The sequence below is a fragment of the Piscinibacter sp. HJYY11 genome (assembly GCF_016735515.1).
In the GTDB taxonomy this organism is placed as follows: Bacteria; Pseudomonadota; Gammaproteobacteria; order Burkholderiales; family Burkholderiaceae_C; genus Rhizobacter.
Genome location: NZ_JAERQZ010000001.1, coordinates 4,790,562 through 4,814,636, shown reverse-complemented (window position 1 = coordinate 4,814,636; position 24,075 = coordinate 4,790,562). Strand labels below are relative to the sequence as shown.

Sequence of the window (24,075 nt, the reverse complement as noted above, 5' to 3'; positions counted from 1 at the left end):
GGGGAACGTCCGTTGCCGGACTGAAGGGGTGAACGAAATGGGATGGAACCTCACCTGGGCGCGCGCAGGGCGACACCTGGGTCAGGATTCCGCCGTCATCAGCGGAGGCTCATGAACCGCGGCACCGTCACCGCGGACGGGTGAGTAGTCGCAAGGTCTGTGCCCACTGGCGGCGGCTGCTTCCTACCAGGGCCAGCCCACGCCCGCACGCATTCGGTGCGGCAGAGGACGCGCCGTCACGGCGCGCACTCGAACGCTTTTGGTGCGAGCCGGCCCGGCAAGGGGCGCGGGCCATCACACCAGATGCACCTGCGCCAGACTCGTGAGGTTGCGCAGGAAGGCGTGGAAGTCGATCGGCTTGGTCCAGTAGTCGTCGAAGCCCGCCTGCTTTGCACGGTTCACGTCTTCGGGCATCGCGTTGGCCGAAAGGGCCACGATGGTCGCGTCGGACAGCATGGGCTCGGCCTTCAGGCGGCGCAGCACCTCGAAACCGTCGATGTCGGGCAGCTGCATGTCGACCAGCACCACGTGCGGCAACTCGGCCACGGCACGCGTCACGCCTGAGAGGCCGTCGACCGCCACGCTCAGGCTTACGTCGGGCCGCAGGGCCACGAGCTCCTGCACCAGCACCACGTTGACCGGGTTGTCTTCGATGTAGAGCACGTTGAGCCGCGCGCTGCTGGCTGGGTCGTCGCCCAGGTCGGCGTGGAAGGTGGTGTGCGGCTCGCGCTCGACCGGCTCGGGCGGGCGCTCGGCCGGCAGCGTGACGCGGAATTCGCTGCCTCGGCCAGGCTCGCTGGTCACGGTGAGATCGCCGCCCATCAGGCGCACGAGGTGGTGCACGATCGCCAGGCCGATGCCGGTGCCGGGGATGGTGCCGCGCTCGGCGCCGAGCCGGTTGAAGGGCTGGAAGAGCTGCTGGCACTGCTCGGCCGAGAGGCCGCGGCCGGTGTCGCGCACCGAGAGCGTCCAGGCCGCCTGGTCGCGGTGGGTGGTGGCCTGGCACGCGATCCACACCTGGCCCTGCGGCCTGTTGTACTTGATCGCGTTGCTGATGAGGTTGGACAGGATCTGCCGCACGCGCCGCGGGTCGGCCCGCACCCAGCCGCGCACGGCCTGCGCGTGGATCTGCACTGCGGCCTGCGAGGCCTGCAGCTGCGTCCACTGCAGCACGTCGTCGAGCGAGGCCTGCAACGACACCGTCTCGTAGGTCAGTGGCAAGGCGTCGGACTCGATCGTGGCCAGGTCGAGCACGTCGTCGATCAGCGCAAGCAGGTGCAGGCCGGCCGAGTGGATGCGGTCCACGCGCTGGCGCTGCTGGTGGCTCAGGCGATCTGCAAGGTCGTTGCCCATCAGCTGCGCAAAGCCGAGCACCGCATTGAGCGGGGTGCGCAGCTCGTGGCTCATGCGGGCGAGGAACTGGCTCTTGGCCGCGCTCGCCTGCACCGCCGCCGCCTTCTCGCGCAGGGCCTGCTCGGCACGGCGGCGCTCGGTGATGTCCCAGGTGACGCCGAGCATCTTCTCGGGGTCGCCATGCGCGTCGCGTTTCACCAGGCCGCGCGTGGCCAGCCAGCGGATCGAGCCATCGGGGAAGACCACGCGGAACTCGTTCTCGTAGCTGTCGCCATCCTGGCCCGCCCGCGCCTTGTTGCGGTTGATGTTCTCCAGGTCCTCCGGGTGATAGGCCGCGTAGCGCATGTCGTCGGGCGGGGTCTCGGGGCCGACGGGCAGGCCGCGCAGGCGGTACATCTGCGCGTCCCACTTGGCGCGGCCGGTGCGCAGGTCGCGTTCCCAGGTGCCGATGCCGGCCGACTCGGTGGCCAAGCGCGCGCGCTCCTGCGTCTGGCGCAGCTCGGCCTGGGTGCGCTGCAGGTTGGTGATGTCGAGGTTGACGCCGAAGGCCAGGTCGCGGCCGCCCAGCACCTCGCGCCGCGACCACGAGGCCACCCAGCGCACCGCCCCGTTGGGCCGCACGATGCGGAACTCGGCATGCAGGCCTTGCGGCCCGGTGCCGGTGACCGGCCGGTGATGGCGCGCGATCTCGCGGTCGTCCGGGTGCACGAGCTGGTTGAGCCAGACCTCGTTGGGCGGCGGCGCCTGCTCGCGCGGGATGCCGTAGAGCCGGTACATCTGCTCGTTCCACTCGATCTTGCGGGTGTCGATGTCGACGCTCCAGATGCCCACGCCGGCGGCATTCGTCACGCGGTCGATTCGCTCGGCATAGGCCTGGGCACGCTCGCGCTCGGCGATCTGCTCGGTCATGTCGATCGTCACGCCGGAGAGGCCGATGGGCGTGCCCTGCGCGTCGTACTCGGCCACGCGGCGGGTGTAGAGGTTGCGGTACTGGCCGCTGCGGTGCCGGTAACGCGCTTCGACGTCGACCACCCCGCGGGTGAGCACCGCTTCTTCGGCGGCCGCCACCACGGCCGCGCGGTCGTCGGGGTGGATCAGCTCGCGCAGCTGTTCGACGGTGAGCCGGTCGCGCACCGGGTCGAGCCCGAGCATGGTGTAGCCCCAGTCGCTGAAGTAGACACGCTGGTTGAGGAGGTCCAGCCGCCACAGGGCCACGGCGGCCAGGTCGACCGCGCGCACCCACAGCGCGGCGGTGGCTTCGCTCGTGCGCAGGCGGTCGGCGATCTCGGCCGACACGTCGAGCCACACGAGCCAGCCACTGGCCAGCGGCACGGCGGTCCAGCCGAGCTCGATGCCGGCTGGCGTGAGCAGGGTGCGGCCTTCGGTCTGGCCAGCGTCGAGCTGCTCGCGCAAGGTGGTGGCCAGCGAGGCCCACCGGTCGGCCTGGAGACCGCACGCCTTGGCCCACGCGGTGGCGGCGGGGTTGACCTGCCAGTCGCCGGCCGAATGGCGCTCACGCGGCTGCTGCACTGCGGCAAGCCTCAGGGCCGGGCCGGGCGCTCGCCACCACAGTTGATCGATGCCATCCATGCCGAGTGCGGCGGCCGTGTGGGTGGCCGGCCGGTAACAGACAGTGTCCGCAGTCTATGGCCCCGGCTCGACAAACTTCACAGGAGAACCACTGGGGAGCGGGGTGGCCTGTGCCAAATCGCGCACACGCCCGTGGCGCTATGCAGCCTTCACCCGGCTTGCAAACGTCTTGCGGAATTTCTCGACCTTGGGCGCGACGACGAAGGCGCAGTAGCCCTGGTTGGGGTGCTGGGCAAAGTAATGCTGGTGGTAGTCCTCGGCGCGCGAGTAGTTCGCGAGCGGCAGCACCTCGGTCACGATGGGCGAGCGGTAGGTGCCGCTGGCCGTCATCTCGGCGATCACCTCGCGCGCCACCTGCTCCTGCTCGGGCGATGTGAAGTAGATGCCCGAGCGGTACTGGGTGCCCACGTCGTTGCCTTGGCGGTTGAGCGAGGTCGGGTCGTGCACCACGAAGAAGATCTCGAGCACTTCGCGCAGGCTGATCTGCTCGGTGTCGAAGCTCACGCGCACGACCTCGTTGTGCCCGGTGTTGCCGGTGCAGACCTGCTCGTAGCTCGGCTCGACCACGTGGCCGTTGGAATAGCCCGATTCGACGGCCGTCACGCCGCGTACACGCTCATAGACCGCTTCGATGCACCAGAAGCAGCCGCCGCCCAAAGTGATGGTGTTGATGCTCATGCCGGCTCCGTCGGAAATGAGCGTCGATTCTGACAAGCCGGCCACGACTTGTCAGAAAGCATGGCTTGCCGTGACCGCCAGCAGCCAGTTGCGCGGGAGCGCAGGCTCGAAAAAGCGGCCATTGGCTTCGTTGACGATCACCGAGCCGGCATAGCGGCGGTCGGTGGCGTTGTCCAGGCGCACGAGTTGGGTGAAGCGCCAGCCGTCGAGCGTTTGCGAGAAGCCGGCGCGCAGGTTGAGCAGCGTCACGGCGGGGGCGGCGTCGGTGTTGTTGTCGTTGACCATCAGCGAGCCGGTGTGCACGGCTTCGATGCCACTGTGGAAGCCGCCCCAGGCGGCCTTGGGCGCCCAGGCCAGCTCGGCGAAGGCGCTGCGCTCGGGCGTGCCGGGCAGGCGGCGGCCGTCGGCGAAGCGGGCGCGAAGGAGGTTGAGGCTCAAGGTGCTGCGCAGGCTGTCGGTGAACTGCACGACGTGCGTGAGCTCGAGGCCGCGGCGCTCGGTGGGGCCGGCGTTGCGGAAGGTGGAGCGGCCGCCGGTGTTGGTGTCGACCACGATCTCGTCTTTGGTGTCGATGTCGTAGAGCGCGGCGTCGAGTCGCTGCAGGCCATCGACCTTCCATTTGGCGCCGAGCTCCAGGTGGCGGCTGCTGGACGCTCGCAGGTCGGTGTTGAGCCCCGAGCCGACGTTGCGATAGGCCAGCTCGGTGAAGGTGGGCGTCTCGTAGCCGCGGCCGGCATTGAAGTAGACGTTGAGCGTCTTGGTCGCATGCCAGGCCAGGCCGAGCACGGGGTTCACGCCGCTGAAGCCCACGCTGCCGCTGTCGTCGGGGTTGCCGGCGGCGATGAAGTAGTCGCGCGTGCGGAAGCGGACGTCGATGCTGCGGGCGCCGCCGGTGAGCGTCCAGTCCCGGTGCAGGTCCCAGCTCGCCTGCAAGTAGGCATCGCGGTTGTCGACCACGTTGCGCTCGTCGCGCTTGAGCTCGCCTTCGACGCCACCGGTGTTGAGGTGGCCCTGGCGGTTCTCGCGCATGCGGTCGTATTCGACCCCGCCATTGATGCGCAGCGCGCGGCCTTCACCGAGCGTGATGCGGTGCGACAGCTGCGCTGCCAGGCCGCTGTAGCCACGCTCGAAGCGCACGATGCCGCCGCTGTGGGTGGCCGGTGCCTGCGCTGCTGGCGGGATGCCGAGGGCATTGAAGAGCTTGCGCTCGCCGAAGTAGACGCGGCCGGTGAAGAGCGTGGCCTCGCTGAAGCGGTGTTCGACGACGCTGCCGAGCTGGTTCTGTCGGACGGTCTTGCGGGTGTCTTGCGCGAGCGCCGGGGCGGCCACCGAGCGCGGGTTGGCCTCCCACTGCGCGCGGGTGAGGCCGAGCGGGTCTTGCGTGTCGGGCTGGTCGAGCGCATTGAGGACCACGCTCACGTGGGTGTCGCGGCTGAGCTCGCGTTGCCACCGTGCATTGAACTGGCCTCGGCGCGCGGCGCTGTGCTCGCGGTAGCCGTCAGTGTCGTAGCGCGACGCGTCGAGCGTGATGCCGTCGCCCTCGGCGGTGGTGGTGCTGTATTTCAAGCCGAACTTGCGCTGCTCGTAGGGGCCGGCCGCGCCGCTCAGCGTGAGCGTGGGCTGCTCGGCGTCGGGCCCGGTGAAGACCTGTACCACCCCGCCCGCTGAGTTGCCGTACAGCTGCGCCATCGGGCCGCGCAGCACTTCGATGCGGCCGGCCGACGCGAGCGACACGTTGGACGCCTGGCCCTGCCCGTCGGGCATGGTGGCGGGGATGCCATCGACGATGAGGCGAACGCCGCGCACGCCGAAGGTCGAACGGGTGCCGAAGCCGCGGATCGAGATCTGCAGGTCTTGCGCGTAGTTCTGCCGGTTGAGCGCGACGATGCCCGGCACGCGGTTGAGCACTTCCGACAGGTTGACCTGCGGGCCGGCGCTCTCGATGACCTCGCGGGTGACCGCGCTGATCGCGGCGGGCGAGTCGAACGCACTTTCGCGCAGGCGCTGGGTCGTGATGACCACCGGGTCGAGCGCAGGGCCTGTGGCTTGAGCCTGCACCGGGCCGACAAAGGCCAGTGCGGGCATTGCAGCCCATAGAACGGCAGGTCGCATGGGAAAGGCAATCGTGGGTTGCAAAGCGGGCGACTGTTTCACGCCGGCCCCACACCGTGAACCCCGGGCAAGCGAGAAATTTGTCACCGATCGTGCGCCATGTCGGCGCAAACACCGGTGGGCGGGTCATGCACCCCCGGCAAAATTCCGCCCCGGGCCGAGGGAGCCCGCCAACTTCCATCAAGAAAGAGAACGGCATGAACGGCCTGCTGACGCTGCTCGGCATCGAATCCTGGAAACCCGTGGTCTCGGCGCTCGTGCTGCCGCCGGTGCCCTTCTTCCTGTTGCTGCTGATCGGCGCACGGCTGATCCTGCCGCGCCGCGGGCTGGGCTGGTTCGTCATCCTCCTTAGCCTGGCCGGCCTGTGGCTGAGCGCCTGCGCCGGCAGCGCCCAGGTGCTGACCCAGCTTGCGCTGAAGCCGCCCAGTGCGTACAGCACCGATGCCATCGCTGAGCTGAAGGCCGCGGTGAAGGCCAAGCAGCCGGTGGCCATCGTCGTGCTCGGCGGCGGGGCCGAGCCGCTGGCGCCGGAGTACGGAATTTCCAACTTGGCACCTTGGTCGCTCGAGCGCCTGCGATATGGGCTGTGGTTGAGCCGTGAAACTGGTGCGCCAGTGGCCTTCAGCGGTGGGGTGGGCTGGGACCAATCGTCCGACGCCAAGCCCGAAGCCGAAATCGCGTCGCGGATCGCCGCCAAGGAATTCGGCCAGCCGCTCAAATGGCTGGAAGACCGCTCGCGCGACACCCGTGAGAGCGCCGGTCATACGCTGCAGCTGCTCAAGCGCGATGGCATCACCCGCGTCGTGCTCGTGACCCACGGCTGGCACATGCCGCGTGCGCAGAAGGTGTTCGAGCAGGCCGCGGCGGGGTCGATCAGGATCGAGCCAGCGCCCATGGGCCTGGCGCAGCGCACGATGCGCCCGGTGCTGGAGTGGATCCCCACACCGACGGGTTACCAGAAGGTCACCCAGGTGCTGCGCGAACTGCTGGCCTTGCTGGTGCGCGCCTGATCGCCGGTTCGCGCCCAAAAGCGAAACCCCCTTCCAACCTCGCGGCGGAAGGGGGACGGATGGCTGACGCCATCGGTCGGGGCTCTGGAGGAAGTAGGTCCAGGGCTCCTGTAGCGCAGTGACTGCGCCAGTGAGGAAGCCTGCATGCAGGCCTCCTAAAGCTAGATGACGGCCCGGATCAGCGCCAAGTGAGATCGTCTATGGCGCGGCGCTGCATCATTGAGACGGTTTCATCACCTGCTCGAACAGGCCGGCGACCCGCTGCTCCACCTCGGCGTCCATCTTGATGTTGCGTCCCCATTCGCGGTCGGTTTCGCCGGGCCACTTGTTGGTAGCGTCCAGGCCCATCTTGCCGCCGAGGCCGCTGACGGGCGAGGCGAAGTCGAGGTAGTCGATCGGCGTGTGCTCCACCAGCGTGGTGTCGCGAACCGGGTCGACGCGGGTGGTGATGGCCCAGATCACGTCCTGCCAGCTGCGGATGTCGACGTCGTCGTCGGTCACCACGATGAACTTGGTGTACATGAACTGGCGCAGGAAGCTCCAGATGCCGAACATCAGCCGCTTGGCATGGCCGGGGTAGCTCTTCTTGATGCTGACGATCGCCATCCGGTAGCTGCAGCCTTCGGGTGGCAGGTAGAAGTCGACAATCTCCGGGAATTGCTTCTGCAGGATCGGCACGAAGACTTCATTGAGCGCGACACCCAGGACGGCCGGTTCGTCGGGCGGCTTGCCGGTGTAGGTGGAGTGGTAGATGGCGTCGCGCCGGCGAACGAGGCGGCTCAGCTCGAACACCGGGAACCAGTCCTGCTCGTTGTAGTAGCCGGTGTGGTCGCCGAACGGGCCTTCGAGCGCGTGCAAGTAGCCACCCACCTCCTTCAACGGCACACCATGGGCGCTGATGCCGGTGAAGCCGGTCGTGGCGGGTGGGATGTGCCCTTCGAGCACGATCTCGGCACCGGCCGGCGCCTGCAACATCACACCCTGGTCGCCGACGGTGGTGTTGAAGACCTCGGTGCGGCTGCCGCGCAGCAGGCCGGCGAACTGGTACTCGGAAAGCGTGTCGGGCACGGGCGTCACGGCGCCGAGGATGGTCGCCGGGTCGGCGCCCAGCGCAACGGCGATCGGAAACGGCTGCCCCGGCCGCGCCAGGGCGAAGTCGCGGAAGTCGAGTGCGCCGCCCCGGTGGGCCAGCCAGCGCATGATGACTTGGCGCGGGCCGATCACCTGCTGCCGGTAGATGCCCAGGTTCTGGCGCTTGCGGGCGTTGGGCGCGCCCTGCGGCCCGCGGGTGATGACGAGGCCCCAGGTGATGAGGGGGGCGACGTCGCCCGGCCAGCACAGCTGGATGGGAAGCGCGCCGAGGTCGATCTCGTCGGCGGTCAGCACCTCCTCTTGGCACGCCGCCTTGCTCACGACCGAGGGCTTCATTTCCCACAGCGCCTTGGCCATTTGTAACAGCCGGCCGGTGTCTTTCAGGCCTTTGGGCGGCTCGGGCTCCTTCAGGCTGGCCAGCACCCGACCCACATCCCGAAGCTCGTTTACCTCGGTAGCCCCCATTCCAAGGGCCACTCGCTTAGGGGTACCAAAGAGGTTGGTCAAGGCAGAAAATTTGTAACCAGCGGGGTTCTTGAACCACAGCGCCGGACCGCCGGAACGGAGGACCTTGTCACTGAGCGCTGTCATTTCAAGCCGCGCCGAGACTGGCTCGGCGACCTGACGCAGCTCGCCAAGGCGTTCGAGCCCCGCCATGAAGTCCCGCAAATCGCGATATTTCATGCTTTCCAGTTATGAAAGGTTATTTCTATATCCTTGACCGGTTATGACTCGGTCCAACAGAATCCGCGCCGCACCTGACCCAGATCAGGGATAACCCGCGCCGACAACCGGTCCAGCAAAGCCGGAAGTCCCCAGGCGCCACGCTGCCTAATCCCGCACGCCATTTGCCAAGGGATTATCACTGTCACATTTCCGGCCACAGGCGCAAGCCGGCAGGGAACGGGACAGAGAAGAAAGGAGTGACATGACAGCGCTTCAGAATTTGCTCTCGTTCCTGAACTCGGCCCGCCAACATGCGTCCAGCTCCACCACCGTCTTTCTGCGAGACGTGGGCCATGGGCTGCTCGAGGTGAGCCACAACACGTTGGCCCTGGTGGGCCTCTTGATCGTGGGCGTGCTGCTCTTCGTGGGCAGCCACAAGGAAACCAGCCGCAGCATCGAGCAGAAAGCCTTGAGCTGGCTGCAAGCCCGGCATGAGTTACGCACCGCCGGCACGATCGAAGCCCTGGCCGACTTCCATGAGCCCGATGCGATCACGCGCGCCACGGCGAGCGATCCAAAGGAGCTGACCCGCCAGCAGGCCGCCGTCGCCAACTGGCTCTCGCGCCGCTACCGCGTCGCGCCCGAGCCGATTGCGCGCCTGGTGCAGGAAGCTTGGACGGTGGGGGCCCGGGCCCAGCTGGACCCGACGCTGATCCTCGCCATCATGGCCATCGAATCGAGCTTCAATCCGTTCGCACAGAGCCCGGTGGGCGCGCAAGGCCTGATGCAGGTCATGACGCGTGTGCACGACGACAAGTACGAGGCCTTCGGCGGCAACCACGCCGCCTTCGACCCGGTGACGAACCTGCGCGTCGGCGTGCAGGTGCTCAAGGAGTGCATTGCGCGCGCGGGCGGCCTGGAAGCGGGTCTTCGCTACTACGTCGGCGCCGCCAATCTCCCCGATGACGGTGGCTATGCCGGCAAGGTCCTGGCCGAGCAGGAGCACTTGCGCCAGGTCGCGTCGGGCAAGAGTGTTTCCACGACGGCGCCGCTGCTGGTGCCCCCGTCGGTGACGGTGCCTGCCACCGTGACCGGCCCTGACGTGAAGCCGTCCACACCCGCCGAAAAACCGGCCACCGAACAGGTCGCGCTGGCGGGTGAGTCGCGCGGCTGAATCCCTCACGTGAACGTGGCAGGCTGGACCTGCCGCGCTACACTCCCACCCGCTGCGCAACTGGCGATGGGGCCCCGGTCAAGACCGCGGAGCCTGAGGTGGTGAACCACTGGGAAGCGCGGCCCGCTCCAGATGTTTGGAGCCGGTTCCGCCGTTCGCCTGGGCAGCCCTGAGGTCACATCGCTCGATGTGGCCGTTTGACGGGACACACCTGACCTAGAGAACCGCCACATGTTCGACCGCACCAAATCCACCATTGCCTCCGTCGACCCCGAGCTGTTTGCCGCCATCCAGAGCGAGAACCAGCGCCAGGAAGACCACATCGAGCTGATCGCCTCCGAGAACTACACCTCGCCGGCCGTCATGGCCGCCCAGGGCTCGCAGCTCACCAACAAATACGCCGAGGGCTACCCCGGCAAGCGCTACTACGGCGGCTGCGAATACGTCGACGTGGTGGAGCAACTCGCCATCGACCGGCTGAAGCAGCTCTTCGGCGCCCAGTTCGCCAACGTGCAGGCCAACTCGGGCTCGCAGGCCAACCAGTCGGTCTTCTTCGGCCTGCTTCAGCCCGGCGACACGATCATGGGCATGAGCCTCTCCGAAGGCGGCCACCTGACGCACGGCATGCCGCTCAACATGAGCGGCAAGTGGTTCAAGGTCGTCAGCTACGGCTTGGACAAGAACGAGGCCATCGACTACGACGCGATGGAGCGCCTGGCCCACGAGCACAAACCCAAGCTCATCATCGCCGGCGCCTCGGCCTACGCCCTGCGCATCGACTTCGAGCGCTTCGCCAAGGTCGCCAAGGCCATCGGCGCCTACTTCATGGTCGACATGGCCCACTACGCCGGCCTGATCGCCGCGGGCGTGTACCCCAACCCGGTGCCGTTCGCCGACGTCGTCACCTCCACCACCCACAAGAGCCTGCGTGGCCCGCGCGGCGGCGTGGTGCTGATGAACAACGAAGACATCGCGAAGAAGATCAACAGCGCGATCTTCCCCGGCATCCAGGGCGGCCCGCTGATGCACGTGATCGCCGGCAAGGCCGTGGCCTTCAAGGAAGCGCTCTCGCCCGAGTTCAAGACCTACCAGCAGCAGGTGGTGAAGAACGCCGCCGTGCTGGCCGACACGCTCACCCAGCGTGGCCTGCGCATCGTCTCGGGCCGCACCGAAAGCCACGTGATGCTGGTCGACCTGCGCCCGAAGAATCTGACGGGCAAGGAAGCCGAGGCCATCCTGGGCCAGGCCCACATGACCTGCAACAAGAACGGCATCCCCAACGACCCGCAGAAGCCGATGGTCACGAGCGGCATCCGCCTGGGCTCGCCGGCCTTCACCACGCGTGGCTTCAAGGAAGAGCAGGCCCGCATCACCGCCAACCTGATCGCCGATGTGCTGGACAAGCCGCACGATGAGGCGAACATCGCGGCGGTGCGCGCCAAGGTCGCTGCGTTGACCAAGGAATTCCCGGTCTACCGGTAAGCCGAGAAGGGGTCGCGCGGCGACCCCGTCCTCGTTTTTGGCGGAGCCGCCCATGCGCTGCCCTTTCTGTTCCCACGAAGACACCCAAGTCGTCGAGACCCGAGAGTCCGACGAAGGTGACGTCGTGCGCCGTCGCCGGCGGTGCCAGAGCTGCGACAAGCGATTCACCACCTACGAGCGCGCCGAAATCGCGTTGCCGTCCGTCGTCAAGAAGGACGGCACCCGGGCCGAGTTCGACGTCGGCAAGGTGCGCGCCTCGATGACGCTGGCGCTGCGCAAGCGCCCGGTGAGCGTGGAGCAGATCGATGCCGCGCTCGAGCGCATCCAGGACAAGCTGCTCAACAGCGGTGCCAAGGAAGTGGCGTCCACCAAGGTGGGCGAGTTCGTCATGCGTGAGCTCAAGCGCATCGACAAGGTCGCGTACGTGCGCTTCGCCTCGGTCTACCGCAGCTTCGAGGACGTCGACGAGTTCCGGCAGCTGATCCGCGACATCTGATCCCCCACCCGGGTGCCCACCCCAGTGGCCCCGGGATTTCCCCCACGCGGTGGAAGCCGCGACGCAGCGTGTTCCCTACAGTGCCCTCATACCAAAACAGAGGGAGGGAACCATGCACAAGGGAAGCGCCGCCGCGCGCGGCTTCACCCTGATCGAGACGATGGCCACCGTCGCGGTGGCCGGCATCGTGATGACCGCCGCCGTGCCGTCGCTGCACGGCTATGTCGATCAGCAACGGCTCAAGGGCATCGCGGGGGAGCTGTCGAGCGACCTCCAGCATGCCCGCAGCGAGGCCCTGCTGCGCAACGAAGGCGTGCGCGTCACGTTCAACGGCAACGCCTGCTATGTGGTGCACACCGGCGCTGCCGACCGCTGCCGTTGTGACGCGAACGGCATCGGTCGCTGCGATGAGGGCCCGGCCCCCCTCAAGACCGTCGCACTGCCCGCCGCGCAAGGCATCGCGCTCCACGCCAACGTGCGCTCGGTGCTCTTCGCCCCCGAGCACGGCACCGCCAGCCCCATGGCCACGCTGCGCCTCACCGGCCCGCAGGGCCGCACGTTGCAGCACACCGTCAACCTGATGGGCCGCGTGCGCTCGTGCGCCGCGCACGGCGCCATGGCCGGCTACGCCGCGTGCTGAGGAGACGCTTCATGAATCGCCTCCAACGCGGCTTCACGCTGATCGAGCTGATGGTGGTGACCGCCATCGTCGGCATCCTCGCCGGCATCGCGATGCCGAGCTTCCAGGAGCCTTTGCAGAAGGCTCGACGCATCGACGGCATCACCGCCCTGCTGCAACTGCAGATGAGCCAGGAGCAATGGCGCTCCGGCAACACCCGGTACGCCAACCTCGCCGAGCTGCGCAGCCCCGCGACCTCGAGCCAGCGCTACTACAACCTCGCGGTGACGGACGCGAGCGCCTCCGGCTATTCGCTGATGGCCACCGCCACCGGCGCCCAAGCCAGCGACCGCCGCTGCCGCGTGCTGAGGGTCGTGGTCGCCAACGGCCAGGCCACGCACGCCTCGGGCACCGACGAGCGCAGCACCAACCCGGAAGCCGACAACCGCCGCTGCTGGGGGACCTGAGATGCGCCAAGCACAACGAGGCCTGACGCTGGTGGAGCTGATGGTCGGCATGGCCGTGGCCCTGGTGCTCACGGCGATTGCCCTCGTCGCCATGAGCCAGCACCTGCGCGAGAACCACCGCCTGCTGCTCGAGGCCAGGCTCACGCAGGATCTGCAGGCGACGATGGACCTCATCTCGCGCGACCTGCGGCGGGCCGGCTCCTTCGCGCTGCAAGCCGACGGCATGCGCTTCACCCCTGCGGGCAACACCGAGGCGCTGGCCTACCGGCTGCACGACGGCGTCGTCAGCATGAAGATCGGCGACGGCCACTGGCAGGCGATGACCGATGCGCAGACGCTGCGCGTGGCCTCGCTGCGCTTCGTGCCGCGCACGCACCAGACCATGCTCGACGGTGCCTGCCGCATGGCCTGCGACCCAACAACGCCGTCCTGCCCCCCGCGCCAGCAGCGCCACACGCTCGACATCGAACTCACCGCCCGAGCCACGCACGACAGCCGATGGACGCGCACCGTCACACGCCACGTGCAACTCCGCCACGACACGCTCACCGGCGCCTGCCCCACATGAACACTCAACGTGGCGCCGCCGCGCTCCCCATCACCCTGATGCTCGCATTCGCCGTGCTGCTCGCGGTGGCGTTTTCCAACCGCAGCGTGCTGCTGCAGGTGCGCAGCTCGGTGCACCAGCTGCACACCGCGCAGGCCCATGAAGCGGCGCAAGCGGGCCTCGCCTGGACGCTGGCGCAGCTCAACCGGCCCATCCCGGTCGGCGATGACTGCCGCGCGAGTGCGCAATCGTCTGCATCGCCCTGGCATGAGCTCGCCCGCCTCGGCCCGCTGCAGGCCAGCTGCGTGGCCGACGGCCAAGGCTGGGCCTGCCACTGCCCGCGCAGCGGTGAACCCCGCGCGCTGGTAAGCGCGGCCGCGCCTGCCTTCCACATCCAGCTGACCGCTGACGCCACCCAGCCCGAGCGCTGGCACCTCGTCTCCACCGGCCGCGGCCAGGAGGCCGGCCGCACGATCACCTTGCGCCAGAACCTCGGCCGCCTGCCCGCGCTCGACACCCTGCCGGCCGCTGCACTGGCCGTGCGTGGCCACGCCAGCTTCAGCGGCGAGTTCACCCTCACCCACACCGACGCAAGCTCCGGTGGCGTGACCCTGCACGCGGGCGGCAGCGTGCACGGGCCGGCCTTGCGCGTCATCAGCGCGCCGGGCACACCGTCGCGCGCATCGATGCTCAGCAACGACGCTGACCTGGCCGGCCTCACGGCGCAGGGCCTGCATGCGAGCGTGTTCCGCATGAACACGGCGCAGTGGCGAGAGCAGCCCGCCGCCGCGCGTGTGAGCTGCCACAGCCCCTGCGATGCAACCCTCGCCGAAGCGGCACGCCACCACACGCTGATCGTGCTCGACGGCGGCCTGCGCCTGGGCACGCCACTCACGCTGGGCTCGACGCAACGCCCTGTGGTGCTGGTGGCCGACGGCGCCGTCGATCTGCATGCCGCAGCCACGGTGCATGGCCTCGTCTACAGCCGTCATCCCCAGTGGACCGACAGCGTGGGCAGCACCGTGCACGGCGCCGTGATCGTTGAAAACGATCTGCAGGCCCATGGCAACACCACCGTCCACCACAACGCGGCCGTGCTCAGGGCTCTCCAGCAGCGCAGCGGCACCTACGCCCCAGTCGCCGGCAGCTGGCGCGACCTGTGAGAACACGATGAACCGACGTCAACACGGCGCGTGCCTGATCGAATCGCTGATCGCCTTGCTGGTGCTCTCGCTGAGCCTGGTCGCCACGGTCCGCCTGCAGACCTGGCTGCGCCAGCACAGCGACCTCGCCCGCGAGCGCAGCGACGCCGTGCAACACGCGCAGCGTGCGCTCGAAGGCTTGCGTGGGTTCCACGATCTCGCCGCATTCGACAGCACCGCTCCGCACACCACCGCATCGCCCGAGGGCGGCCCCACTGCCTTCCGGATGGAGCAGGACAGCGCCGTGGCCGACGGCTTGAAGACCGGCCGGGTGAGCGTGCACTGGCAGCACCGCAGCGGTGGCGCCCAGCAGCTTCTGCTCGCCTCCAGCGTGGCGCGGCTCGCGCCCGTCTACACCGCACTGCTCGAAGTGCCGCCGCAAGACACGCTGCTCGCGGCACAGCGTGTCTCACCCGCCAGCACCCGCACCTTTCCCGACGGCCGCAGCATCGTGAAGCCCACCGCCCAGAGCCCGATCGTCTGGGTGGTCGACAACGCCACCGGCGAGATCCAGCTCCAGTGCCGCGTGGCCGCGGCGTCACAGGCTCGCACGCTGCGCATCGAAGACCTGTCGGGCTGCGAGCCCTTCGAAGCGCGGCTGGTGAGAGGCCTCGTCCGTTTTGCCTTGTCGGGCACGCCAGACCCCTGGCAGGCCAACGACGCACCTCTGCCGCTCACCGTGCACGCCGGCACGCTGCGCTGCGAAAGCGAGACCATCGTCGCCAACGGCGAGCGCTACATCGCCTACGCCTGCGCGGCGCCTTCGGGCGACACGGAGCCGAGGCTCGTCCCGCAGGGCTGGAGCTTCGGCCTCACCGCCGCCACGTTCAGGTCCTGCCGCTACCCCGGCAGCGGCCGCGTGCCTCGCAACTACCTGGTCATCCGCGGCAACCTCGACTGCCCGAGCACCGTTACGCCGCACAATGGCGCTCCTGTGGTCACCGTTCAGCACCAGCCTTGAACTCGGTGGCCCGCACCGGCCACCGATGACAACACCCGACCACTCCCCCGCCGACGAAACGTTCATGCGCGAGGCACTCGCTCTCGCGGCGCAGGCCATCGGCCTTTCGGAGCCGAACCCACGTGTCGGCTGCGTGATCACCAGCGCAGATGGGCAAGTGCTCGGCCGCGGCTTCACACAGGAAGCCGGTGGGCCGCATGCCGAAGTGATGGCCTTGCGCGACGCCGCCGCGAAGGGCCACGACATGAGGGGCGCCACCGCTTATGTCACGCTCGAGCCCTGCTCGCACCACGGCCGCACGCCGCCCTGCTGCGATGCGCTGATCGCCGCCGGCCTCGGCCGTGTCGTCGCCGCATCACAAGACCCCAACCCGCTCGTCGCCGGCAAAGGCAGCGTGAAGCTGCGCGCGGCCGGCATCGCGGTCACGACCGGGCTGCTCGCCGATGAATCGCGCGAGCTCAACATCGGCTTCTTCTCGCGCATGCTGCGCAAGCGCCCCTGGGTGCGCCTCAAGACCGCTGTCTCGCTCGACGGCCGCACCGCGCTCGAGAACGGCCGCAGCCAGTGGATCACCGGCGAGCTCGCCCGCATCGACGGCCACGCCTTCCGCAAGCGCGCCGGCGCCATCCTGACCGGTGTGGGCACCGTGCTCGAAGACGACCCGCGGCTCGACGTGCGCCTGGTCGACACGCCGAAGCAGCCGCTGCGCGTCATCGTCGATTCGCGCCTGGAAACACCGCCCGCGGCCCGCATGCTCCAGCCGCCCGGCGCGGTGCTGCTCTACGCCGCCGGCCACGACAAGGCGCGCGAAGACGCACTCAAGGCCCAAGGCGCCGAGATCGCCTATGCCCCCGGCCCCGCGGGCAAGGTCGACCTGCCCAGCATGCTCGCCGACCTGGCGCAGCGCGGCGTCAATGAGCTGCACGTCGAAGCCGGCCACAAGCTCTCGGGTTCGCTGGTGCGCGAAGGCCTGGTCGATGAGCTGCTCGTCTACCAGGCCCCCAAGCTCCTCGGCCTGGGCCAGGGCCTGGCGAGCTTCGGCCCGCTGGAGGACCTGTCCGATGCGCTTGCGCTACGCTTCGTCAGCATCGAGCGCCTCGGCGACGACCTGCGCCTCATCGCACGGCCTCCCGGCCGCGAGCATTTCTAGACACCTCTCACCATGTTCACAGGCATCATCACCGCGGTCGGCCGCATCACCGCCGTCAAGGCCCTCGGCACCGACGCATCGCACGGCAAGCAGCTCACGCTCGAGACCCCGGCCGGCTACCTCGACGACGTGCAACTCGGCGACAGCATCGCGCTCAACGGCGCCTGCATGACCGTCACCACCTTCGACGCTGCCGCAGGCCGTTTCACCATCGACATCTCGGCCGAGAGCCTCGACAAGACCGCCGGCCTCGACAAGCCCGGCCCGGTCAATCTCGAAAAAGCCCTGCGCGCCCACGACCGCCTGGGCGGCCACATCGTCAGCGGCCACGTCGACGGCATCGGCGAAGTCAGCCACTTCGCGCCGGTCGGCGAATCATGGGAGCTGCGCATCCAGGCGCCCAAGGCGCTCGCCAAGTTCCTCGCCTACAAGGGCTCGATCATCGTCAACGGCGTGAGCCTCACCGTCAACCGCGTCACCGACCTGCCCGCCGCCTGCGAGTTCAGCATCAACCTGATCCCGCACACCATCGACAACACGGCACTGGGCGCGCTCAAGGCCGGCTCGAAGGTCAACCTCGAGATCGACCTGATCGCCCGCTACGTGGAACGGATGCTCACACCCGGCATTTCTGCCTAGGCGGCAGCCCTCCGGAAAAACCCGCCCCGCCTACAATCGCGGGATGCCTATTTCCCCCGTACCAGAGCTCATCGCCGAGCTCGCCGCCGGCCGCATGGTCATCCTCGTGGATGAAGAAGATCGCGAAAACGAAGGCGATCTCGTGCTGGCGGCCGACCACGTCACGCCCGAAGCGATCAACTTCATGGCCAAGTACGGCCGTGGCCTGATCTGCCTCACGCTCACGCGCGAACGCTGCGAGCGCCTGCGCCTGCCACCGATGGCACAGCGCAACGGCACGCAGCACGGTACCGCCTTCACCGTGTCGATCGAAGCGGCCACCGGCGTGACCACCGGCATCTCGGCCGCCGATCGCGCCCGCACCATCGAGGCCGCGGTCGCGAAAGACGCGCAGGCGAGCGACCTGGTGCAGCCCGGCCACATCTTCCCGCTGCAGGCGAAAGATGGCGGCGTGCTCGCTCGCGCCGGCCACACCGAAGCCGGTTGCGACCTCGCGGCGATGGCGGGCCTGAGCCCCGCCTCGGTGATCTGCGAGATCATGAAGGACGACGGCACGATGGCCCGTCTGCCCGACCTCGAAGTCTTTGCCAAGGAACACGGCCTCAAGATCGGCACCATCGCCGACCTCATCGGCTACCGCAGCCGCAACGAGAGCCTGATCGAGCGGGTGAGCCAGCGTGCGCTGACCACGCCCTATGGCGTGTTCGACGGCACCGTCTTCCGCGACCGCACCGGCGGCGTGCACCTGACCCTCGCCCACGGCCCGCTCAACACCGGCGAAGAGGTGCTCGTGCGCGTGCACGAGCCGCTGTCGGTGATGGACCTGCTCGACGCCGGCGCCCATGGCCACTCCTGGCCGCTGCCCAAGGCCTTGCAAGCGCTTCAGCAGGCCGGCCGCGGCGTGGCCGTGCTGATGAACTGCTCGGCCGACACCAGCTCGCTGCTCACGCACCTCGGCGCACCGCCCGACACGATGCCGGTACGCGGCCAGATGGACCTGCGCACCTACGGCATCGGCGCGCAGATCCTGCGCGACCTGGGCGTGACCAGGATGAAGCTCCTCGGCAGCCCGCGCCGCATGCCCAGCATGACCGGCTACGGCCTGGAAGTGACCGGCTTCCTCGCCCCCGAACACTGAACTGAACTGAAAGACTCCCATGCAAGACGCTGACAAAGGCGAAGCCGCCGACCTCGACGGCACCGATCTGCGCATCGGCATCGTGCAGGCGCGTTTCAACGAGCCCATCACGAGCACCTTGGCCAAGGCCTGCATCGCCGAACTCGAAGCCCTGGGCGTTTCGCCCAGGCACATCAAGCATGTGACCGTGCCGGGCGCGCTCGAGGTGCCGGTGGCGCTGAACGCCATGGCGCAGAGCGACCGCTTCGACGCGCTCATCGCGCTCGGCTGCATCATCCGCGGCGAGACCTACCACTTCGAACTCGTGGCCAACGAGAGCGGCCAGGGTGTCACCCGCATCGCGCTCGACCACGAATTGCCGATCGCCAACGCCATCCTCACGGTCGAGAACGAAGCGCAGGCCTGGGCCCGTGCCGAAGAAAAAGGCCGCGACGCCGCCCGTGTGGCCGTCGAGATGGCCAACCTGCTGGAAGACCTCTCGTGACCACTGAGCCCAAGAAGGCCGGCCCCGGCAGACCCAGCGGCAAGCCCGGCGGCAAACCCAGGGGCGGCGCTGGCAAGGCCAACGCGCCGAAATCGGCCCGCCGCCGCTCGCGCGAAGTCGCCCTGCAAGGCCTCTACGAATGGCTGCTCTCCGGCAGCGACGCCGGCGTGATCGACGCTCACGTGCGCGAGCAGGAAGGCTTCGACAAATGCGACAGCGCGCATTTCGACGCGCTGCTGCACGGCTGCATCGACGAAGCCGCCGACATCGACGCGGTGCTGGCCCGCCACGTCGACCGCAAGACCACCGAGCTCTCGCCCATCGAGCACGGCGTGCTGATGATCGGCACCTACGAGCTCAAGCACTGCATCGACATCCCCTACAAGGTGGCCATCAACGAGGCGGTGGAGCTGGCCAAGAGCTATGGCGGCACCGATGGCCACAAGTACGTGAACGGCGTGCTCGACAAGGCCGCGGTCGACCTGCGGCCGGTCGAGGTGGAGGCGTTCCGCGCCTCGCGCCGCTGAGCGTCGCCCAGATGAAGCTGGCCACCAGGCTCGACCACATCGAGCCCTTCTACGTGATGGAGTGCGCCAAGGCGGCGACCGAGATCGCCGCCAGCGCCCTCTGCGACCCGGCCCAGGGCGGCCGGCCGATGATCTACCTCAACATCGGCGAGCCAGACTTCACCGCACCTCCGCTGGTGCAAGCCGCGGCGCAACGCTGCCTCACCCAGGGCCGCACGCAGTACACCCCCGCCACCGGCCTGCCGGCGCTGCGCGAAAAGCTCAGCCAGTGGTACCGCGACCGTTTCGGGCTCGACATCCCCGCCCGCCGCATCGTCATCACCGCCGGTGCCTCGGGCGCGCTGCAGCTGGCCTGCCTGGCGCTGGTCGACCGCGGCGACGAAGTGCTGATGCCCGACCCCAGCTACGCGTGCAACCGCCATTTCGTCGCGGCGGCCGAAGGCACGCCGGTGCTGCTGCCCTCCCCGCCCGAGCACCGTTTCCAGCTCGACGCCGCTGGCGTCGAATCCGCATGGACGCCGCGCACCCGCGGCGTGCTGCTCGCCTCGCCCTCCAACCCCACGGGCACCTCCATCGCGCACGACGAGATGGGCCGAATCGCCGAGGTGGTGCGACAGCGTGGCGGCGTGACCATCGTCGACGAGATCTACCTGGGCCTGAGTTTCGACGAGGCCTATGGCCACAGTGCGCTCGCCCACGGCGACGACATCGTCTCGATCAACAGCTTCAGCAAGTACTTCTCGATGACCGGCTGGCGCCTGGGCTGGATGGTGCTGCCCGAGTCGCTGGTCGCCCCGGTCGAGAAGCTGGCGCAGAACCTGTACATCTGCGCCTCCACCGTCTCGCAACACGCCGCGCTGGCCTGCTTCGAGCCCGAGTGCCTGGCTGAATACGAGCGGCGCCGCGGCGAGTTCAAGGCCCGGCGCGACTTCCTCGTGCCCGCGCTCAACGATCTTGGCCTGACCGTCCCCGTCATGCCCGACGGTGCCTTCTATGCCTGGGCCGATTGCAGCGCCCACGCCACCAGCAGCTGGGACTTCGCCTTCGACCTCATGCGCCGCGCCCAGGTCGCCGTGACGCCGGGTCGGGATTTCGGGCCCCATGCCGGTGAACGTTATCTGCGCTTTTCCTATGCCAGCAGCATGGCGAGCCTGACCGAGGCCGTGGCGCGCCTGCACCAGTTGCTGCGCGTGACGTGAGAAAGAGCACGTGCTTTTGGGTGTCTGGGTGTTACTAGTGCGCGAAGCCGGTGCTTTTTGGTGCCAGCATGGGGCCACCTTGCACTAAGCTCACATGATGGTGGTTGCTTACTGCCCCGCCGAACGATGCACCCAAGTTCATCCATGACCGGCCCTGGCCCTGACTCCGAACCGCTCCCGTCCGTCCCGAGCAACCCGCAGTTGCCGCCGGACTCTGCGCCGTGGGTCGACACCGAGGAGATGTCGGTCGACTTCCCGCCCGCTGCGCCGCAGGTCACGCGCACGGTGACGCCCGCTGCCAACGGCAAGGGCCAGGACATGGCAACCATCGGCCACATCGGCCGCTACGCCCTCAAGTACCAGATCGGTGAAGGCGGTCTCGGCCGCGTGTTCGCCGCGCACGACCCGCTGCTGTCGCGCCTGATCGCGATCAAGACCCTCAACCTCGAGATCGCCGCCGAAGAGCGCGAGGCCTTCAACGCGTTGTTCCTGAACGAAGCACGCGCCGCCGGCGGCCTGAGCCACCCGCACATCGTGACGGTGTTCGACGCCGGCGTGAGCGACCAGGGCGCCTACATCGCGATGGAGCTGCTCAAGGGCCGCGACCTGCGCCAGCTGCGCCTCGAAGGCTGGAAGCCCACGCCCACGCAGGCCGCGCTGATCGTGCGCCGCGTCTCCGACGCGCTCGCCTACGCCCACTCCAAGGGCGTGGTGCACCGGGACATCAAGCCGGCCAACATCTTCATGGTGGGCCGCACGCAGCCGCGCGTGCTCGACTTCGGCATCGCCCGCGTCGCGCACCAGCACGAGAACGAAGGCGACATCGCCGGCGGCTCGCCGTACTACATGTCGCCCGAGCAGGTGCAGCACGCGGCGGTCGACCGCCGCACCGACGTGTTCTCGCTCGGCGTCGTGCTCTACGAGCTGTTGACCGGCACCCGCCCCTTCCGCGGCAATTCGCTGCAAGAGATCACCGGCGCCGTCGTCCACCTCGTGCCGCCCAAGGCGCACGAGGTCGATGCAAGCGTGCCCAAGGCCTTGTCCGAGATCACGGCCAAGGCGATGGAAAAGAACCCCGACGACCGCTTCCGCTCGGCGCGCGCACTGTCGCGCGAGCTGCGCCACTGGCTGGAAGAGCACGCCCAGCAGGAGAGCCAGGACGCGGCCGAAGAAGGCCTCTCGGCCGGCAGGAAACCCGTCGTGTGGGCGCTGGCCGGCGTGGCCGCCCTGGCCGTGGCGGTGGGCGCCTGGTTCGCGCTGTCCTCGTCGCAGGCGCCGACGCCAGAGCCCGTGCAGGCGGCAGCGCCGGTTGTGGCCCCGGCACCGCCGCCCGCCGTGGTGCCCGAGGTCGCCTCTGCGCCCGTCGTGACGGCCGCAGCCCCCGTCGAGCCACCGGCTTCGGTGATCGCGCCGGCCGCCGGCCTGCCGGCGTCTGCAGGCGTCGCACCAGCGCCGGTCGAGCCGCCACCGCCCGCGCCGGCGCCTGTCCAGGTCGCCAAGGCCGAGCCGGCCCCCGCGAAGCCCGTCGCCGCACCGAAAGAAGCCGCACCCAAGGAAACCGCCCGGGAACGCCGCGCCCGCGAGGCCCGCGAACGCGAAGGCCGCCGCGCCGTGGCCGCCACCGGCACGCTGCGCATCGCCGTGAGTCCCTGGGGCCATGTCGAGGTCGATGGCAAGCCGATGGGCACCACGCCGCCGCTCAACGAGCTCACGCTCAGCGAAGGCCGCCACACCATCACCATCCGCAACGACGAGTTCCCGCCGTTCAGTTCCAGCGTCACCATCGTGCCGGGCCAACCGGTCTCACTCAAGCACCGCTTCGGATCATGAGAACACTCCTCGGCACCACCCTGGCCTCGCTGGTCCTGGCCACCCTCGCCGGCTGCGTCACGCAACCCAAGCAGGCCCCGATCGGGCTGCTCGACGTCGTCTCCCGCCCGGCCGAAAAGGCCTTGCAGGCCGGCCTGCGCGCCTACGACGACGCCCAGTACGGCGAGGCCGAGAAGCAGCTCAACAACGCGCTGAAGGTCGGCCTTGTGTCGCCGCGCGACCAGGCAGAGGCCCACAAGGTGCTCGCCTTCATCTACTGCACCAGCCGGCGCCCGGTGGAATGCGAGGCCGAGTTCCGCGCCGCCAAGGCGTCCGACCCGGCCTTCGCGCTGAGCAAGTCGGAGCAGGGGCACCCGCTCTGGGGCCCGATTTACAAGAAGATCCCGTAAGGTCTTTCGGAAATCACGCAGTGATAATCCGCGAGGTGACGGCCCACCAGCCGTCTGACTCGCGTTCATGACTGCAGCAGCCCACACCTTCGCGCACACCCTGCGCATCTACTGGGAAGACACCGACGCCGGCGGCGTGGTGTTCTACGCCAACTACCTCAAGTTCTTCGAGCGGGCCCGCACCGAATGGCTGCGCTCGCTCGGCTTCGGCCAGGAAGCACTGCGCTGCGAAACCGGGGCGATCTTCATCGTCTCCGAGACACGCGTGCGCTACCTGCGCCCGGCCCGGCTCGACGACCAGCTCACCGTCACCGTCGACGTGCGGCACGCCGGCCAGGCCAGCATGACCGTGGCCCAGGTCGCCTGGCGCGGCGAGGAGCGACTGGCCGAAGGCGACATCCGCATCGGCTGCGTCGATGCGCAGAGCTTCCGGCCACGCCGCATCCCCGAGCCCTTGCTCAAGGTGATGGACAGCTACATGGGCCGCGGAACCTGAGCACGCAGCTTGCCTCTATCTCCCTCGACTGACACAACAACAAGGACACAGCCTCCATGAACCAAGACTTCTCCATCGTCAGCCTGGTGCTGCACGCGAGCTTCGTGGTCCAGCTCGTGATGGCCGGGCTGCTTTTGGTGTCGCTGGCAAGCTGGACGGTCATCTTCGGCAAGCTCTTCGGGCTGAAGAAGGTGCGCGCGGTGAACGAGGAGTTCGAGCGCGAGTTCTGGGCCGGTAAAAACCTCAACGACCTTTACAACGACGCGGGAAGGCGTGCCGAAGGTGCGCCGATGGAGCGCATCTTCGCCTCCGGCATGCGCGAGTTCCTCAAGCTGCGCGAGCGCCGCGTCACCGATGGCGGCATGCTGCTCGACGGCTCCCGCCGCGCCATGCGCGCAAGCTTCCAGCGCGAGCTCGACGTGGTCGAGGCCAACCTCTCCTTCCTTGCCACCGTCGGCTCGGTGTCGCCCTACGTCGGCCTCTTCGGCACGGTGTGGGGGATCATGCACGCCTTCGTGGGCCTGGCGAACCTGCAGCAGGTGTCGCTCGCGACCGTCGCGCCCGGCATCGCGGAAGCGCTGGTGGCCACCGCCATCGGCCTCTTCGCCGCCATCCCGGCCGTGATCGCCTACAACCGCTTCGCGCGCGACATCGACCGCATCGCGATCCAGATGGAGACCTTCATCGAGGAGTTCTCCAACATCCTGCAGCGCAACGCCAGCCAGCCCTTGCCGCCGCCCACCGCTGCGCCGATGGCCGGCGCGATGCGCTGAA

General features: G+C 68.6%; 23 protein-coding genes and 1 riboswitch. Of the genes, 19 read left to right on the top strand and 4 right to left on the bottom strand.

Annotated elements, in window-relative coordinates; genetic code table 11:
- Positions 1 to 294: 294 nt before the first annotated feature.
- The 3 genes from JI745_RS22565 to JI745_RS22555 form a co-directional block, all read right to left on the bottom strand.
- Positions 295 to 2,943: a PAS domain-containing hybrid sensor histidine kinase/response regulator gene (locus tag JI745_RS22565; protein WP_201812055.1), complete on the bottom strand. Its 2,649-nt coding sequence runs from the start codon at positions 2,941 to 2,943 to the stop codon at positions 295 to 297.
- A gap of 138 nt (positions 2,944 to 3,081) precedes the next feature.
- Positions 3,082 to 3,621, bottom strand: coding sequence for a peptide-methionine (S)-S-oxide reductase MsrA (gene msrA / locus JI745_RS22560; RefSeq protein WP_201812054.1), 540 nt, complete (start codon positions 3,619 to 3,621; stop codon positions 3,082 to 3,084).
- 51 nt (positions 3,622 to 3,672) lie between these two features.
- Positions 3,673 to 5,706 (bottom strand): TonB-dependent receptor, encoded by a 2,034-nt coding sequence (locus tag JI745_RS22555; protein WP_201812053.1) that lies wholly within the window; start codon positions 5,704 to 5,706, stop codon positions 3,673 to 3,675.
- A gap of 224 nt (positions 5,707 to 5,930) precedes the next feature.
- Here JI745_RS22555 and JI745_RS22550 point away from each other — a divergent pair, with 224 nt between their 5' ends.
- Positions 5,931 to 6,743: a YdcF family protein gene (locus JI745_RS22550; RefSeq protein ID WP_201812052.1), complete on the top strand. Its 813-nt coding sequence runs from the start codon at positions 5,931 to 5,933 to the stop codon at positions 6,741 to 6,743.
- A gap of 216 nt (positions 6,744 to 6,959) precedes the next feature.
- Here the strand turns inward: JI745_RS22550 and JI745_RS22545 are convergent, their stop codons facing one another.
- Positions 6,960 to 8,519, bottom strand: a complete 1,560-nt coding sequence (locus tag JI745_RS22545; RefSeq protein ID WP_201812051.1) for a UbiD family decarboxylase domain-containing protein — start codon at positions 8,517 to 8,519, stop codon at positions 6,960 to 6,962.
- A gap of 244 nt (positions 8,520 to 8,763) precedes the next feature.
- Between JI745_RS22545 and JI745_RS22540 the strand changes: the two genes are divergently transcribed.
- The 18 genes from JI745_RS22540 (at position 8,764) to tolQ (ending at position 24,074) form a co-directional block, all read left to right on the top strand.
- Positions 8,764 to 9,675, top strand: a complete 912-nt coding sequence (locus JI745_RS22540; protein ID WP_201812050.1) for a lytic transglycosylase domain-containing protein — start codon at positions 8,764 to 8,766, stop codon at positions 9,673 to 9,675.
- 46 nt (positions 9,676 to 9,721) lie between these two features.
- Positions 9,722 to 9,847, top strand: a riboswitch (ZMP/ZTP riboswitch).
- A 59-nt stretch (positions 9,848 to 9,906) separates the two neighbouring features.
- Positions 9,907 to 11,157: a serine hydroxymethyltransferase gene (glyA, locus tag JI745_RS22535; RefSeq protein ID WP_201812049.1), complete on the top strand. Its 1,251-nt coding sequence runs from the start codon at positions 9,907 to 9,909 to the stop codon at positions 11,155 to 11,157.
- Between the two features lie 52 nt (positions 11,158 to 11,209).
- Positions 11,210 to 11,653: a transcriptional regulator NrdR gene (nrdR, locus tag JI745_RS22530; RefSeq protein WP_201812048.1), complete on the top strand. Its 444-nt coding sequence runs from the start codon at positions 11,210 to 11,212 to the stop codon at positions 11,651 to 11,653.
- Positions 11,654 to 11,765: 112 nt separating this feature from the next.
- On the top strand, positions 11,766 to 12,293 hold the full coding sequence (locus JI745_RS22525; RefSeq protein WP_201812753.1) for a GspH/FimT family pseudopilin: 528 nt from the start codon (positions 11,766 to 11,768) through the stop codon (positions 12,291 to 12,293).
- An 11-nt stretch (positions 12,294 to 12,304) separates the two neighbouring features.
- Positions 12,305 to 12,739, top strand: coding sequence for a type IV pilin protein (locus tag JI745_RS22520; RefSeq protein WP_201812047.1), 435 nt, complete (start codon positions 12,305 to 12,307; stop codon positions 12,737 to 12,739).
- Between the two features lies 1 nt (position 12,740).
- Positions 12,741 to 13,307: a prepilin-type N-terminal cleavage/methylation domain-containing protein gene (locus JI745_RS22515; protein ID WP_201812046.1), complete on the top strand. Its 567-nt coding sequence runs from the start codon at positions 12,741 to 12,743 to the stop codon at positions 13,305 to 13,307.
- Positions 13,304 to 14,449 carry a hypothetical protein gene (locus tag JI745_RS22510; RefSeq protein WP_201812045.1) on the top strand — a complete coding sequence of 382 codons (1,146 nt, stop codon included), beginning with the start codon at positions 13,304 to 13,306 and terminating at the stop codon, positions 14,447 to 14,449. Before JI745_RS22515 ends, JI745_RS22510 begins: the two co-directional genes overlap by 4 nt.
- Before the next feature lie 7 nt (positions 14,450 to 14,456).
- Entirely contained in the window at positions 14,457 to 15,449 is a 993-nt protein-coding gene (locus JI745_RS22505; protein WP_201812044.1) for a hypothetical protein, read from the top strand.
- Between the two features lie 64 nt (positions 15,450 to 15,513).
- Positions 15,514 to 16,599, top strand: a complete 1,086-nt coding sequence (gene ribD / locus JI745_RS22500) for a bifunctional diaminohydroxyphosphoribosylaminopyrimidine deaminase/5-amino-6-(5-phosphoribosylamino)uracil reductase RibD (RefSeq protein WP_201812043.1) — start codon at positions 15,514 to 15,516, stop codon at positions 16,597 to 16,599.
- A 12-nt stretch (positions 16,600 to 16,611) separates the two neighbouring features.
- A complete protein-coding gene (locus tag JI745_RS22495; protein WP_201812042.1) occupies positions 16,612 to 17,238 on the top strand; it encodes a riboflavin synthase in 627 nt (208 codons plus the stop codon).
- Positions 17,239 to 17,281: 43 nt separating this feature from the next.
- Entirely contained in the window at positions 17,282 to 18,376 is a 1,095-nt protein-coding gene (gene ribBA / locus JI745_RS22490; RefSeq protein ID WP_201812041.1) for a bifunctional 3,4-dihydroxy-2-butanone-4-phosphate synthase/GTP cyclohydrolase II, read from the top strand.
- Between the two features lie 19 nt (positions 18,377 to 18,395).
- A complete protein-coding gene (ribH, locus tag JI745_RS22485) occupies positions 18,396 to 18,860 on the top strand; it encodes a 6,7-dimethyl-8-ribityllumazine synthase (RefSeq protein ID WP_201812040.1) in 465 nt (154 codons plus the stop codon).
- Entirely contained in the window at positions 18,857 to 19,387 is a 531-nt protein-coding gene (nusB, locus tag JI745_RS22480; RefSeq protein WP_201812039.1) for a transcription antitermination factor NusB, read from the top strand. The genes ribH and nusB overlap by 4 nt, the downstream gene beginning before the upstream one ends.
- 11 nt (positions 19,388 to 19,398) lie before the next feature.
- Positions 19,399 to 20,586, top strand: coding sequence for a pyridoxal phosphate-dependent aminotransferase (locus JI745_RS22475; RefSeq protein WP_201812038.1), 1,188 nt, complete (start codon positions 19,399 to 19,401; stop codon positions 20,584 to 20,586).
- 144 nt (positions 20,587 to 20,730) lie between these two features.
- Positions 20,731 to 22,416, top strand: coding sequence for a serine/threonine-protein kinase (locus tag JI745_RS22470; RefSeq protein ID WP_201812037.1), 1,686 nt, complete (start codon positions 20,731 to 20,733; stop codon positions 22,414 to 22,416).
- The gene (locus JI745_RS22465) at positions 22,413 to 22,805 is read left to right on the top strand and encodes a TssQ family T6SS-associated lipoprotein (RefSeq protein WP_201812036.1); all 393 of its coding nucleotides are present in this window, start codon (positions 22,413 to 22,415) and stop codon (positions 22,803 to 22,805) included. Before JI745_RS22470 ends, JI745_RS22465 begins: the two co-directional genes overlap by 4 nt.
- A 67-nt stretch (positions 22,806 to 22,872) precedes the next feature.
- Positions 22,873 to 23,301, top strand: coding sequence for a tol-pal system-associated acyl-CoA thioesterase (ybgC, locus tag JI745_RS22460; protein WP_201812035.1), 429 nt, complete (start codon positions 22,873 to 22,875; stop codon positions 23,299 to 23,301).
- A 56-nt stretch (positions 23,302 to 23,357) separates the two neighbouring features.
- A complete protein-coding gene (tolQ, locus tag JI745_RS22455) occupies positions 23,358 to 24,074 on the top strand; it encodes a protein TolQ (protein ID WP_201812034.1) in 717 nt (238 codons plus the stop codon).
- The last annotated feature ends 1 nt before the right edge of the window (position 24,075 follow it).

Bases quoted from the DNA above. Each gene is read 5' to 3' on its own strand.
- JI745_RS22565 (WP_201812055.1), bottom strand. From the start codon at position 2,943: ATGGATGGCATCGATCAACTGTGGTGGCGAGCGCCCGGCCCGGCCCTG.
- msrA (WP_201812054.1), bottom strand. From the start codon at position 3,621: ATGAGCATCAACACCATCACTTTGGGCGGCGGCTGCTTCTGGTGCATC.
- JI745_RS22555 (WP_201812053.1), bottom strand. From the start codon at position 5,706: ATGCCCGCACTGGCCTTTGTCGGCCCGGTGCAGGCTCAAGCCACAGGC.
- JI745_RS22550 (WP_201812052.1), top strand. From the start codon at position 5,931: ATGAACGGCCTGCTGACGCTGCTCGGCATCGAATCCTGGAAACCCGTG.
- JI745_RS22545 (WP_201812051.1), bottom strand. From the start codon at position 8,519: ATGAAATATCGCGATTTGCGGGACTTCATGGCGGGGCTCGAACGCCTT.
- JI745_RS22540 (WP_201812050.1), top strand. From the start codon at position 8,764: ATGACAGCGCTTCAGAATTTGCTCTCGTTCCTGAACTCGGCCCGCCAA.
- glyA (WP_201812049.1), top strand. From the start codon at position 9,907: ATGTTCGACCGCACCAAATCCACCATTGCCTCCGTCGACCCCGAGCTG.
- nrdR (WP_201812048.1), top strand. From the start codon at position 11,210: ATGCGCTGCCCTTTCTGTTCCCACGAAGACACCCAAGTCGTCGAGACC.
- JI745_RS22525 (WP_201812753.1), top strand. From the start codon at position 11,766: ATGCACAAGGGAAGCGCCGCCGCGCGCGGCTTCACCCTGATCGAGACG.
- JI745_RS22520 (WP_201812047.1), top strand. From the start codon at position 12,305: ATGAATCGCCTCCAACGCGGCTTCACGCTGATCGAGCTGATGGTGGTG.
- JI745_RS22515 (WP_201812046.1), top strand. From the start codon at position 12,741: ATGCGCCAAGCACAACGAGGCCTGACGCTGGTGGAGCTGATGGTCGGC.
- JI745_RS22510 (WP_201812045.1), top strand. From the start codon at position 13,304: ATGAACACTCAACGTGGCGCCGCCGCGCTCCCCATCACCCTGATGCTC.
- JI745_RS22505 (WP_201812044.1), top strand. From the start codon at position 14,457: ATGAACCGACGTCAACACGGCGCGTGCCTGATCGAATCGCTGATCGCC.
- ribD (WP_201812043.1), top strand. From the start codon at position 15,514: ATGCGCGAGGCACTCGCTCTCGCGGCGCAGGCCATCGGCCTTTCGGAG.
- JI745_RS22495 (WP_201812042.1), top strand. From the start codon at position 16,612: ATGTTCACAGGCATCATCACCGCGGTCGGCCGCATCACCGCCGTCAAG.
- ribBA (WP_201812041.1), top strand. From the start codon at position 17,282: ATGCCTATTTCCCCCGTACCAGAGCTCATCGCCGAGCTCGCCGCCGGC.
- ribH (WP_201812040.1), top strand. From the start codon at position 18,396: ATGCAAGACGCTGACAAAGGCGAAGCCGCCGACCTCGACGGCACCGAT.
- JI745_RS22475 (WP_201812038.1), top strand. From the start codon at position 19,399: ATGAAGCTGGCCACCAGGCTCGACCACATCGAGCCCTTCTACGTGATG.
- JI745_RS22470 (WP_201812037.1), top strand. From the start codon at position 20,731: ATGACCGGCCCTGGCCCTGACTCCGAACCGCTCCCGTCCGTCCCGAGC.
- JI745_RS22465 (WP_201812036.1), top strand. From the start codon at position 22,413: ATGAGAACACTCCTCGGCACCACCCTGGCCTCGCTGGTCCTGGCCACC.
- ybgC (WP_201812035.1), top strand. From the start codon at position 22,873: ATGACTGCAGCAGCCCACACCTTCGCGCACACCCTGCGCATCTACTGG.
- tolQ (WP_201812034.1), top strand. From the start codon at position 23,358: ATGAACCAAGACTTCTCCATCGTCAGCCTGGTGCTGCACGCGAGCTTC.